Annotated in this window: 13 protein-coding genes, 1 tRNA gene and 1 pseudogene; 6 read left to right on the top strand and 9 right to left on the bottom strand. The window is 72.1% G+C overall.

Annotated elements, in window-relative coordinates; genetic code table 11:
* On the top strand, positions 1-170 hold a 170-nt coding region (locus C1I98_RS45825; RefSeq protein ID WP_368773547.1), incomplete at its 5' end, for a carbohydrate-binding protein.
* Positions 171-366: 196 nt separating this feature from the next.
* Positions 367-600, top strand: coding sequence for a hypothetical protein (locus tag C1I98_RS27110; RefSeq protein ID WP_111170247.1), 234 nt, complete (start codon positions 367-369; stop codon positions 598-600).
* 84 nt (positions 601-684) lie between these two features.
* On the opposite strand, the gene C1I98_RS27105 is transcribed toward C1I98_RS27110, so the two are convergent.
* From C1I98_RS27105 to C1I98_RS45375, 3 genes and pseudogenes are all read right to left on the bottom strand, one after another.
* Entirely contained in the window at positions 685-2,187 is a 1,503-nt protein-coding gene (locus tag C1I98_RS27105; RefSeq protein ID WP_199537249.1) for an MFS transporter, read from the bottom strand.
* Positions 2,188-2,419: 232 nt separating this feature from the next.
* A complete protein-coding gene (locus C1I98_RS45380; protein ID WP_306461925.1) occupies positions 2,420-2,929 on the bottom strand; it encodes an acetylxylan esterase in 510 nt (169 codons plus the stop codon).
* 94 nt (positions 2,930-3,023) lie between these two features.
* Positions 3,024-3,377 (bottom strand): annotated as a pseudogene (locus C1I98_RS45375) (acetylxylan esterase); the annotation flags it as partial.
* Between the two features lie 133 nt (positions 3,378-3,510).
* Here C1I98_RS45375 and C1I98_RS27095 point away from each other — a divergent pair.
* Positions 3,511-3,900 (top strand): hypothetical protein, encoded by a 390-nt coding sequence (locus C1I98_RS27095; RefSeq protein WP_111170246.1) that lies wholly within the window; start codon positions 3,511-3,513, stop codon positions 3,898-3,900.
* Positions 3,901-3,998: 98 nt separating this feature from the next.
* The gene (locus C1I98_RS27090) at positions 3,999-4,673 is read left to right on the top strand and encodes a DUF6766 family protein (RefSeq protein WP_111170245.1); all 675 of its coding nucleotides are present in this window, start codon (positions 3,999-4,001) and stop codon (positions 4,671-4,673) included.
* Here C1I98_RS27090 and C1I98_RS27085 read toward each other — a convergent pair.
* Positions 4,607-5,527 (bottom strand): 1-aminocyclopropane-1-carboxylate deaminase/D-cysteine desulfhydrase, encoded by a 921-nt coding sequence (locus tag C1I98_RS27085; RefSeq protein WP_111170244.1) that lies wholly within the window; start codon positions 5,525-5,527, stop codon positions 4,607-4,609. The genes C1I98_RS27090 and C1I98_RS27085 overlap by 67 nt on opposite strands.
* Positions 5,528-5,576: 49 nt before the next feature.
* Between C1I98_RS27085 and galK the strand changes: the two genes are divergently transcribed.
* Entirely contained in the window at positions 5,577-6,698 is a 1,122-nt protein-coding gene (galK, locus tag C1I98_RS27080; RefSeq protein WP_111170243.1) for a galactokinase, read from the top strand.
* A 65-nt stretch (positions 6,699-6,763) separates the two neighbouring features.
* On the opposite strand, the gene C1I98_RS27075 is transcribed toward galK, so the two are convergent.
* Positions 6,764-6,839, bottom strand: a tRNA-Asn gene (locus C1I98_RS27075).
* A 160-nt stretch (positions 6,840-6,999) separates the two neighbouring features.
* Here C1I98_RS27075 and C1I98_RS44380 point away from each other — a divergent pair.
* Positions 7,000-7,311 carry a YtxH domain-containing protein gene (locus C1I98_RS44380; protein WP_233508225.1) on the top strand — a complete coding sequence of 104 codons (312 nt, stop codon included), beginning with the start codon at positions 7,000-7,002 and terminating at the stop codon, positions 7,309-7,311.
* Here the strand turns inward: C1I98_RS44380 and C1I98_RS27065 are convergent.
* From C1I98_RS27065 to dnaG, 4 genes are all read right to left on the bottom strand, one after another.
* Positions 7,299-7,787: a hypothetical protein gene (locus C1I98_RS27065; RefSeq protein WP_111170242.1), complete on the bottom strand. Its 489-nt coding sequence runs from the start codon at positions 7,785-7,787 to the stop codon at positions 7,299-7,301. The two genes, C1I98_RS44380 and C1I98_RS27065, sit on opposite strands and share 13 nt — an antisense overlap.
* Positions 7,784-9,157, bottom strand: coding sequence for an amylo-alpha-1,6-glucosidase (locus C1I98_RS27060; protein WP_111170241.1), 1,374 nt, complete (start codon positions 9,155-9,157; stop codon positions 7,784-7,786). The genes C1I98_RS27065 and C1I98_RS27060 overlap by 4 nt, the downstream gene beginning before the upstream one ends.
* Before the next feature lie 180 nt (positions 9,158-9,337).
* On the bottom strand, positions 9,338-10,441 hold the full coding sequence (gene rpoD, locus C1I98_RS27055; RefSeq protein WP_397559723.1) for an RNA polymerase sigma factor RpoD: 1,104 nt from the start codon (positions 10,439-10,441) through the stop codon (positions 9,338-9,340).
* Positions 10,442-10,734: 293 nt separating this feature from the next.
* The coding region (gene dnaG / locus C1I98_RS27050; RefSeq protein ID WP_497845595.1) for a DNA primase at positions 10,735-11,233 on the bottom strand (499 nt) is incomplete at its 5' end.

Genomic DNA, 11,233 nt, shown 5'->3' with positions numbered 1-11,233 from the left:
CGCCCACCGATGAGCCGACGACCCCTGGCGGCACCTGGGCCGTCGGGACCAACTACCAGCCCGGCAGCACGGTCACCTACGGTGGCTCGACCTACCGGTGCGTTCAGGGACACACCGCGTTGACCGGCTGGGAGCCGCCCAACGCACCCTCCCTCTGGCAACAGGTGTAACACAGGGCTACCATGACCCCCACACGTTGATGAGCCCTGGCGCGGACCCGCACCCGGCCGGGTGCGGGTCCGCCCGTTGGGGCGCGGATGCGCCAGAACAGGCACCGGTGACGCCTCGCTTCGCAGGGGTGCGTCATCCTGGAAGGACCCGTGTGGCCGACAATGGCCCTGAGCCGCCGCAAGTCAAGGAGGGCCCATGACCACCCCGCCGATGAGGGACAACCTCGACCTCGCCTCCAGCGCCCGGGAGATGGCCGACAAGCTGCCCGCCGGCTCGCTCGACCAGGCCGCCGCCGCGTCGGTGGCCATCACGTGCGCCACGACGCGCACGATCCCGCAGGCCAGAGACGTGTTGCAGGGGCTCACGCCCGCCCCGGTGCGCCAGGCCGCGCTCGACCTCTTCGACCGCCTGTCCCGCCAGGGCCATTAGCCGCCCGCCGTACACCTGAGCGCAGGCCGTACGCCTGACCGCCCGCCGTACACCTGACCGCAGGCCGCCCGCCGTCACGCCGGGTCACTCGCCGGGCCGGGGATGGCCGCCGGGCCGTTCCGGCGAGTGCGCGCCGCGTTGCTCCCGTGGGTGTTCCGGCGAGTGTTCGTCACGCCGTCCCTTCAGCAGGTCGGCCACCGCCAGGCAGAGCGCTGCCAGCACGAAGACGCACAGCATGAGCAGCGCGTGCTCGAAGGCCGAGGCCCAGTCGCCCCCGGTCGAGGCCACCGTGGCGAAGAACAGCGAGCCCACCGCCGCCACGCCGAACGCCGCGCCGATCCGCTGCCCGGTCTGGAGCATGCCCGCGGCGCTCCCACCGCCCGCGACCGGCACCTCCGACAGCGTGATCGTCGCGTTGGGCGAGACGACCAGGCCGCTGCCCACACCGCCGATCAGCAGCGGCGCGGCCATCGCGTAGGCCACGTCGGGCCCGGTCGCGAGCTGTACGGCCAGCAGCGTGCCGAGCAGCCCGGTCAGCACCAGGCACAGGCCGACGGCGACCAGGGTGCGGCCGTAGCGGGAGACGATCCGCCCGCCCACCATCGAGGCCACGCCCGACCCGAGCGCGAACGGCGTGATCGCCAGCCCGGCCGCCAGCGGGCTGAAGCCGAGCCCGCTCTGCAGGTAGAGGGTGAAGGTGAAGAAGATCGCCGTGAAGCCCGCGAAGTAGAGCAGGATGAGCGCCGCGCCGAGGGCGTAGGAGCGCTTGGTGAACAGCGAGAGGTTCACCAGCGGGGTGGCCCGCCGGGCGTAGCGGCGCTCCCAGAGGACGAAGGCGGTGAGCAGCGCCGCGGCCAGCGGCAGCAGCAGCCACTTGGCGGGGCTGTGCCACTCCCTGGCCTGGGCGAACGGCAGCAGCAGGGAGCCCACCCCGCAGCCGAGCAGCACGATGCCGATCGGGTCCAGGCTCTCGCAGCGCTTGGTCTCCCCGGCCGGGAACAGGTGCCTGGCCAGCGCGAGCGCCAGCAGGCCCACCGGGACGTTCACGTAGAACACCCAGCGCCAGCCCTCCTCAGTGCCGGCCACGCCGAGGATGAGGCCGCCGAGCACCGGCCCCGCCGCGGTGGCGATGCCGACCGTGGTGCCCAGCGACCCGAACGCCTTGCCCCGCTCGGCCCCGCGGAACAACTGCTGGATCAGCCCGGATATCTGCGGGTTGATCAGCCCGCTGGCCATCCCCTGCAGGAACCGGGCGGTCACCAGCCACCAGACGTCGTGGGCCAGCCCGGCCGCCGCGCTGGCCGTGATGAACACCACGAGCCCGGTCATGAACATCGTCTTGCGGGAGCGCGCGTCGCCCAGCCGCCCGCCGGGCACGAGCGTCAGCCCGAACGCCAGCGCGTAGCCGGACACGATCCACTGCAACGCGCTCTCCGGGGCGTGCAGGGCCTGGCGGATGGACGGCAGCGCGACGTTGACGATGCTGACGTCGAGCAGGGTCATGAAGGACGCGATCAAGCCAACGCCGAGCGCGGCCCAGCGGCGTCGTCCTGTCTCCGTCACGGACCGTGCTTGATTGACCTCCATGAGGTCAACTCCTACCCTGCCGCGACCTCCATGACAACGGGGTGAATCCCCACCTGACCCACCCGCCGTAATACATAACGGAAAGGGATGCAGTACCAAAAGGGGTGGAGATCGTGTGTGGTCCCGCCGGAAGGGCCGGCCCGCAACCCGTACCGGCGTGCCGTCCGGAGCCGACTCCGGGCGCGGCCCCCACACGGTCTCCCGCCCCAGGGCCCCGCCGCGGGCCCGGTGCTCAGCGTGCGGCGAGGTCGCCGAAGGCGAGGCGGCGGGCCGCCGCCAGGTTCTCCGCCTCCTGCTCGCCGCCGCCCCCCTCGTGCCCGTTGTAGGGCCAGACCCGGATCTCCTTCGGCCCCGCGTAGTGGTTGTAGGCGGCGAACACCGTCGAGGGCGGGCAGATCTGGTCCATCAGCGCGACGGAGAACCGGGCCGGGACGGTGGCGCGAACCGCGAAGTGCATCCCGTCGAAGTATCCGAGCACGCCGAAAACCTCCTCCACGTCGCGCCGGTGCGTGCGCAGGTACTCGGCGATCTCCGCGCGCGAGCCCACGTTGCTGATCTCGGTCGCCCGCCGGAAGCACACCAGGGACGGTACGTCGAGCAGCGCGCCGATCACCATCTCCGGCGCCAACCCGGCCACCGCGAGCCCGATGCCGCCGCCCTGGCTCCCCCCGGCGATGATGAGCCGCGTGGCGTCCACGCCCGGCAGGACGAGCGCGGCCTCCACGGCACGCACCGCGCCCACGTAGACGCGGCGGTAGTAGGTAGTAGTAGTCCTCCGGCGCGGAAAGGCCCCTGGTGAGGAAGCCGGGGACCTCAGGTGAACCGCTCCCCGCCGGGTCGGGCGTGTATCCGGGGACGCCCGAGCCGCCGCCCTGCCCCCGGGTGTCCATCACCAGCGTGGCGAACCCGGCCGCCGGGTACGCCAGCCACTCGTGGGCGTGCCCCCGGCCCATCGTGTACACCAGTTAGCGCACCGCGCAGGGCAGCAGTCCGGCCGAGTCCCGGGGCCGGACGAACCACCCGCCGATGCGGTGCCCGTCGTATCCGGAAAAGGTCACTTCGGCGACGTCCACCAGGTCGAGCGGGACATCTTGCGGGGCGAGCACGGGGTCCAGCGGATGCGCCCTGGCCTGTTCCAGGGTCTCCTGCCAGAACTCGTCGAACCGTTCGGGCTCGGCGCGCGGCGGCATGAAGCCCCGCAGGTCGGCGAGGGGCATATCGAACAGCGCCATGCCGCAATGATCGCGGATTCCGGTGAAACATGGCAAAACCACCCTTTTTGCTGGGACCCATAAGCGCCGCCGTCCTGGGTAGGGCCACGCCATGAGAGTGCCGTTGATCGTCTGTGCCGCCGCGTTGATGGCCGCCTGCGGCTGCGCGGCTCCCGCGGGCGCGGGACCCGCGCAGGCCGCCACCGCCCGGTTCCTGGACGAAGTGCGCGACGGGCAGGGCGCGGCGGCGTGCGCGCTGCTCGCCCCCGAGGCGGCGGAGTCGCTGGCCGAGGAGGAGGGCGGCTGCGCGAGTGCCGTACTGCGGCTCGGGCTGCCCGGCGAGGGCACGGTCAGGCAGGTCTCGGTGTGGGGCGACGAGGCCCAGGTACGGCTCACCACCGACACGGTCTTCCTGCACAGATTCGCCGAAGGCTGGCTGGTCAGGGGCGCGGGCTGCCGCCCCGACCCGCCCGGCCCCTACGACTGCGAAGTGGAGGCGTGAGGCCGTGCGGTTCGTCTTCTACGCGACCTTGACGATCATCGTCGTGGGCCTGGCGTGGTTCTGCACCGCCGGCCTGCTGCACAGGTGAGGGGCGGCAGATGACCCGTTTCATCCGTGACAACGCGCTCGCCCTGTTCTTCCTGCTGGCCTTCCTCGCCTCGCTGGTCGGCCAGGCGTTCGCGGGCGCGGCCGACTACAACCAGCGGCAGATCACCGGCGGCGGCGAGCCGATCTCGCCGGCGGCCTATGTGACCTCCTCCGAGTACGCGGTGGACGTGGCGGAGAACTGGCAGTCGGAGTACCTGCAGTTCCTGGCGTTCATCCTGGTCACCGTGTGGCTGGTGCAGCGGGGGTCGCCGGAGTCCAAGCCGCCCGGCCAGGAGGGCAGGGAGTCCGACCGGGAACAGGGCGTGGGCCGGTACGCCGACGAGGGCTCCTCCCGGTTCGCCCGCTCGCGCGGGCTCGCGCATTTGCTGTACGCCAACTCGCTCGGCATCGTGATGGGCCTGATCTTCGTGCTGTCCTGGCTGGGCCAGTCGGTCGCGGGGCTCGCCGCCTTCAACGGCGAGCGGCTGAGTCAGCTCAGCGACCCGCTCGACTGGGGCGCGTACGTGCTGTCGCCCGAATTCTGGAACCGCACGCTGCAGAACTGGCAGTCGGAGATGCTGGCGGTCGCCTCGATGGTGGCGCTGTCGATCTACCTGCGTCAGCGCGGATCGCCCGAGTCCAAGCCGGTGGGCGCCGCGCACGGGGCGACCGGCGTGGAGGGCTGAGGCGGCGAACGCCTTCCGGTGATCACCGCGACCACCCGCGTGCCGGGCGGGAAGCGGCCGGCGCGGGCCCGCTCGTAGATGCCGTACAGCATCTTGGCCACGTAGATCCGCTCGACCTCCAGCCCGTGGCGGTCCTCGAAGCCGGCCGCGAACGCCTCCAGCCCGGGCGGCACACGGGCGTAGCCGCCGAAGTGGTGGCCCAGGTCGAGATCCCAGTTGGCGGTCGGCTCGCCGTACGCCTCGCGCTGCAACCGGGCCACCTCGCCCGCCAGGTAGCCCGCGCCCCTGAGCACGGCGAAGCCGAGCGCGCGGCGGCCGGGCGGCAGGCCGGCCGCGATCCCGGCGAGCGTGCCGCCGGTGCCCACCGGAACGCAGATGACGTCGTAGCCGGTGGTGATCTCGGCGGGCAGTTCGGCGCAGCCGCGGACCCCGGCCGCGTTGCTGCCGCCCTCGGGGATCAGGTGGAAGTCGCCGAGTTCGGCGCGCAGGGCGGCGATCACCTCGGGGGTGTGCTTGGCCCGGTAGGTCGTCCGGTCCAGGTAGCGCAACCGCATGCCGCAGGTCGCGGCCAGGGCCAGGGAGGGGTTGAGCGGCAGCCGTTCCTCGCCCCTGACCACGCCGATCGTGGGCACGCCGAGCCGTCTGCCGGCGGCGGCGACCGCGCGGAGGTGCCCGGAGTAGGCCCCGCCGAAGGTGAGCAGCGGCCGGCCGGGGCGCAGCCCGGCCAGGTTGTGCCGTAGTTTGCGCCACTTGTTGCCGATGATCTCCGGGTCGATCAGGTCGTCGCGCTTGAGCAGCAGCCGCACGCCGCCCAGCCGTTCGTCGGCGACGCTGGTCAGCGGGGTGATGTCCACGGCACGCTAACCTACGTCAGGTTTCCCTGACTTGGAGGAGTGTGCGCCCATGCGCGTTGTCGATGCCTTCCGCGATGCGTACGGCACGGCCCCCGAGGGCGTCTGGCACGCCCCCGGCAGGGTCAACCTGATCGGCGAGCACACCGACTACAACGACGGCCTCGTGCTGCCCTTCGCGCTGCCGTGGGGGGTGAACGTCGCCGCCTCCCGCCGCGACGACGGCGTGGTGCGGCTGCTGTCCCTCCAGGCCGGCGCCGAGCCCGTCACGCTGGACGCCCTTGAGCAGGCCGCGGGGTGGGCGCGCTACCCGGCGGGCGTGTTCTGGGCGCTGCGCGCGGCCGGGCACGCCGTGGGCGGGGCCGACATCGCGATCGACGGCGACGTACCGGCCGGGGCCGGTCTGTCGTCGAGCGCCGCGCTGGAGGTCGCCGTGGCCTTCGCCCTGAACGACCTCCACGCGCTCGGGCTGGGCCGGATGGACCTGGCGGTGGCCGCGCGGCGGGCGGAGAACGACTTCGTCGGCATGCCCTGCGGGATCATGGACCAGGCGGCCTCCGCGCTCGGCGCGGAGGGCCGCGCGCTGTTCCTGGACTGCCGGAGCCTCGGCAGCCGCACGATCCCGCTCGACGTGGCCGCGCACGACCTGACGTTGCTGATCATCGACACCGGCGTCCACCACGAGCTGGCCGACGGCCAGTACGCGCGGCGGCGGGCCGACTGCGAGAGCGCCGCCAAGCGGCTCGGCGTCGCGGCGCTGCGCGACGTGAGCGACCTCGCGGCGGCCCTGAGCACGCTGAGCGGCGACGAACGGGCCAGGGTCCAGCACGTGGTGACGGAGAACCACCGGGTGGAGGCGGTCGTGGGGCTGCTCCGCGCCGGGGCGGTCGAGCAGGTCGGCGCGCTGCTGAACGCCTCGCACCTGTCGCTCCGCGACCAGTACGAGGTCTCCTGCGCCGAACTGGACGTGGCGGTGGAGGCGGCCGTGCGCGGTGGCGCTCGCGGGGCCAGAATGACCGGAGGCGGCTTCGGCGGCTCGGTCATCGCCCTGGTGCCGGCCCCCCGCCTCCAGGCCGTAGAGGACAGTGTGACGGCCGCGTACGGCGAGCGCGGCTGGGCCGCCCCCCGTTTCCTGCCCGCGGTGCCCTCGGCCGGAGCCCGCCGCCTGATCTGAGCCCCGCCGCCCGCGCCGGCGCAAGCGAAAAGGCCCCCGGAGGATCACCTCGAGGGCCTTTCTCGTGGCTCCCGCGACAGGACTCGAACCTGTAACCTGCCGGTTAACAGCCGGACGCTCTGCCGATTGAGCTACGCGGGACCGCGCACGCACTTGCGGATCCGCCGGGCCTTTCGGCTCCGTCCGCAGCGCGCGGGTCTAGATTAGCGCACATCCGCGGGTGCGTGCTCCAACCATCCGGCGGGGTAGGGAGCCCGATAGCGGGGTAGCGGGGGATCTACGACAGGCGGAGGTGGGATAGGTGCGTTATCGGGCGATGTTCGCCATCGGGCTGGCCGTTGGATACGTCCTGGGCAGCCGGGCCGGGCGAGAGCGTTACGAGCAGATCAAACGGACCGCGCAGCGAGTGGTGGACAGCCCGGCGGTCCAGGAGGCCGCGGGCTTGTTCGGCGCGCGGGTCTCACAGGCCGCCGGGGCGGCCAGGAGCAAGGCGGGAGACATGCTGGGCGACCGGGTGCCGTTCCTGCACAAGGAAGACGACACCAGCGACGTCTGGAACCAGGAGTCGCACCCGGTCAACCGTGGCGGTCCGGGCCGCGGTCAGATGCCGTAGCTGCGGCGCAGGCTCTCCAGCGCCTGCTCGGCGAGCGCCCGCAGCCCCGGGTCGTCGGGGTCGAGACCCTCGTCGAAGACGAACTCCCAGGCCGGCTGCTCCTGGTCGGGCACCCGGCGGGCGACCAGCCGGACACCGCCGCGGCCGGGCAGCGTCACGTGCCTGCTGACCAGGATCGACCAGGTCACCCGCTCCCTGACCACATCGGGCAGACGGCCGGGCTCGGGCACCCGGAGCACGTGCCTGGCCCCGTCGGTGGTGAGCAGGCGCAGCCCCGCCTCGTCCCACTCGCCGCGGTCGATGAGGTACCAGGGCACGCGGATGCCGCCGGGCAGGTAGAGCGCGCGGTCGGTCGCCACCACGTGCCCGTCGTCGTGCCCTTCGTCGTCGGTGGTCCCGGCGTGGGCGAGTACGCGATCGCGGGGATCGACCTCGACGCCGGGCGGCAGGCGGCGCGAGCCGATGGGGAACCTCATGCCCCAAAAGTACCCGGCCGCGCCCGGGCCACCGATCCGGCCCGTAGTCCGGCCGCCGGATGCGCGCCGGGCTCCGGCGAGTCGGCGTCCGCCAGCAGGTCCAAGGTCAGGGCGGCCGACCAGGAGAAGTCGCGGCAGCCCCGGCCGCTGCCGTCGAAGGGGTCGAAGCACTCGCGAAAGCCCGCCTGCCGTACCAGGCGCAGCGTGCGAGCGGTGAGGGCCTGGGCCAGGTCTACCAGGCCGTGCCCGAGCGCCGCGTGCCGCAGCAGCCAGTTGGTGTTCACCCATGAGGGACCGCGCCAGTAGCGGGAGCGGTCGAACTGCGCGGCCCGGATATCGATGCTGGGCACGGGGTATCCGGCCGCGCCCATGAACCTGCCCGACTCCAGCGCGGTCACCAGGGTCCACACCCGGTCGGTGGGCACGTACGGGTCCACGAGCGGCGTGAAGGACCCGACCGAGGCCATGGGTATCGGCGTCCCCGTCCGCAGGTCCCTGGCGTAGTACAGGCCGTCCCAGGGGTCCCACAGGCGGGCCGTCATGGCCGTCCTGATCCGTTCGGCCGCCTCCCGCTGCGGGCGCGGGTCGGCGCCCGCCACCGGCGCCAGCTCGGCCAGCGCCTCGCAGGAGGCCAGCCAGATCCCGTTGAACATCGGGTCCTCGATCGCGAACGGGTGCTCCTGGCGCAGGTAGGCCGGGGCGTATCCGGAGTCGCGGTAGCCCAAGGCCAGCGACACGTACCTGTCGTGGTGGTTGTCCGAGTGCCTGCCCGGCAGGAGTTCGCGGTGGTAGGCGTACCGTACGGCGGGCAGGGCGGCGAGCGGCTCGTCCCACAGCGGGCTGTCGTCCATCCCCGACTCCCACGGGTGGACGATCGCCGCCAGCCCCGCCCCGCCGAGGTCGCGGGCCGTCTCCAGGTAGCGGTGCTGGGCCGCCAGCGACGGGTAGAGCCGCCGCACGAACGCGTCCGCCGCCTCGCGGCCGGTCGCGTACCGCCAGATCCACCAGGCCGCCAGGGCCTGGAGCGGCGGCTGGGTCAGCCCCGAGGTGGCCACGTGGCGCGGCGCGGCGGCGTGCTCGTGGGAGCGCCAGACCGAGGGCCCGGGGAAGTAGCCGCCCGCCGTGCGGAAGAGGATGTGCGGGACCATGCCGGTCCGCCACTGGCCGCCGAGCAGCCCCGCCAGCTCGGCCTTGGCCCGCTCGGGGTTGGTCCTGGCCAGCCCTATCGTCACGAAGGCGGAGTCGAGGCTCCACTGGTGCGGATAGAGCCCGGGGGCGGGCACCGTGGCCGCACCCGTCCAGTTCGCGTCGAGCACGGAGAGTGCCTCGCGCCCGAGCGCGGCGTCGTCAACCGAGGGCCGCGCCTCCATTCATTTAGTTTGCGGTGTTATGTCCCGGGTGAACACCCCTGGGGTGTTATCTCGTTGAATTGAGGTGATCAAGAAACGCGCTCTGGGGCCCGCAGCGGGCTCGCCCGGCCGATGGGTAGAGGCATTCCTGTTGATATGTTCAGTTGTGCGATCGTGCGGCCTTGAGCGCCGGCCGGGCGGTCAGTCGAGATAGTCGCGGAGCATCTGCGCCCTGGTCGGGTGACGCAGCTTGGCGAGCGTCTTGGACTCGATCTGGCGGATGCGCTCCCTGGTCACCCCGAACTCCCTGCCGACCTCCTCCAGCGTGCGCGGATGGCCGTCGGACAGGCCGAACCGCAACTGGATGATGCGCTGCTCGCGCTCTGACAGGGTCGCCAGGATGTCATCGAGCTGGTCCTGCAACATGATGAACGCGGCGGCCTCCATCGGCACCACCGCGTCGGCGTCCTCGATGAAGTCGCCGAGGTCGGAGTCCTCTTCTCCGATCGGCGACTGCAAGGAGACCGGCTCCTGGGCGATCCGCTGGATCTCCACGACCCGATCGACCGGGAGGTCCATCTCCAGCGCGATCTCCTCGGGCGCGGGCTCGCGGCCGAGGTCCTGGTGGAGCTGGCGCTGCACGCGCACCAGCTTGTTGATCGTCTCCACCATGTGCACCGGGATGCGGATGGTACGGGCCTGGTCGGCGATCGCGCGCGTGATGGCCTGGCGGATCCACCAGGTGGCGTAGGTGGAGAACTTGTAGCCCTTGGTGTAGTCGAACTTCTCCACCGCGCGGATCAGGCCCAGGTTGCCCTCCTGGATCAGGTCCAGGAACAGCATGCCGCGCCCGACGTAGCGCTTGGCGATGGAGACGACCAGGCGCAGGTTGGCCTCGATCAGCCGCTGCTTGGCCCGGTTGCCGTCCCACACCAGCTCCTGGAACTCCGGATGGGCGAGCCGCAGCACGCCACCGGCCAGCTTCTCCTCGGCGAACAGGCCGGCCTCGATGGACTTGGCGAGCTCCACCTCCTCCTCAGCCGTCAGCAGGGGCACTCTGCCGATCTCGCGCAGGTAGATGCGCACGAGATCGCTGGTCGGCGCCCGCTTGCCGGCGTCTTCCTCATCGACCCGAGCGGTCTCCTCATCGCCCTGCGGCTCAAGGACCTCCACACCTTGCTCGGCGAGCATCCGGACGACGCGCTCCAGCGCGTCCGACGGCAGCTCGGATCGATCGAGCGCGGCGGCCACGTCATCGACAGTGACACTTCCGCGCTCTCTTCCCTTCGCGACGAGGTCCGCCACCTGGTCTACCGATGGCGACCCACTTGGCAGCACCGATGCACCCACGGAACACAGTCTGCTGTATTGGGCCCGTAAAACGGCAGACCTATTTTTGTCACAGATGGTAAGGCCCGGGTCATTACCAAAATGAGATCTGATTAAGGTTTGGCAGAACCGGCCACCGGAAAGTAAAGCCCATTACGCGATCTTTTCCTGGGCGGACGCGCCGCCCGGGGATATTCGCGCGGCCCGGCCCCGCTCACGGTCACCCTATGTGGCGCCGGGCGGGCGCGCGCCCTGCCGGCCTGCCGCGATCAGGGGCTGCCGGCGGCCCGGTCGCGCAGCACCCGGCGCTGCTGCTCCAGGGCGACCAGCTCGCCGAACAGGCGGTTGTACTCCTGCTGCTCCTCGACCGGGTTGAGCCGCTGCAACCGGGACTTGACCTGCGCGATGGCGCGGTCGGCCGCGATGGCCTCCAGGGCGGCCAGCATCGCGGCCCCGTAGCGCTCCTCGCCGCCCACCTCGGTGCGCAACTCCTCCACCGCCATCCGGGTGATCAGCGGACGGGTCGCGTCTGGCACGCCGTCGAGCAGCCGGTCGACCCACTCACGCCCGCCGGGGCCCGCCTGGGCGGTGCCGCCCGCGCCGAGGATCCAGGCGTACAGCTCGACGTGCTCGGGCAGCGTGAACGCCTGCGGGCCGAGCGCGTCGAAGCCGGGGCCGAGCAGCGCGGGCCGCTGTACGGCGAGCTTCAGCACCTCCGCCTCGACCCGCACGCCCGGATCGGCCGGGTCGAGGCGGAGGTGCTGAAGC

Origin of the sequence: Spongiactinospora gelatinilytica, from assembly GCF_003236385.1 — a bacterium.
Lineage (GTDB): Bacteria > Actinomycetota > Actinomycetes > Streptosporangiales > Streptosporangiaceae > Spongiactinospora > Spongiactinospora gelatinilytica.
This window is presented reverse-complemented; position numbering and strand designations above follow the sequence as displayed.

Bases quoted from the DNA above. Each gene is read 5' to 3' on its own strand.
- C1I98_RS27110 (WP_111170247.1), top strand. From the start codon at position 367: ATGACCACCCCGCCGATGAGGGACAACCTCGACCTCGCCTCCAGCGCC.
- C1I98_RS27105 (WP_199537249.1), bottom strand. From the start codon at position 2,187: ATGGAGGTCAATCAAGCACGGTCCGTGACGGAGACAGGACGACGCCGC.
- C1I98_RS27095 (WP_111170246.1), top strand. From the start codon at position 3,511: ATGAGAGTGCCGTTGATCGTCTGTGCCGCCGCGTTGATGGCCGCCTGC.
- C1I98_RS27090 (WP_111170245.1), top strand. From the start codon at position 3,999: ATGACCCGTTTCATCCGTGACAACGCGCTCGCCCTGTTCTTCCTGCTG.
- galK (WP_111170243.1), top strand. From the start codon at position 5,577: ATGCGCGTTGTCGATGCCTTCCGCGATGCGTACGGCACGGCCCCCGAG.
- C1I98_RS27065 (WP_111170242.1), bottom strand. From the start codon at position 7,787: ATGAGGTTCCCCATCGGCTCGCGCCGCCTGCCGCCCGGCGTCGAGGTC.
- C1I98_RS27060 (WP_111170241.1), bottom strand. From the start codon at position 9,157: ATGGAGGCGCGGCCCTCGGTTGACGACGCCGCGCTCGGGCGCGAGGCA.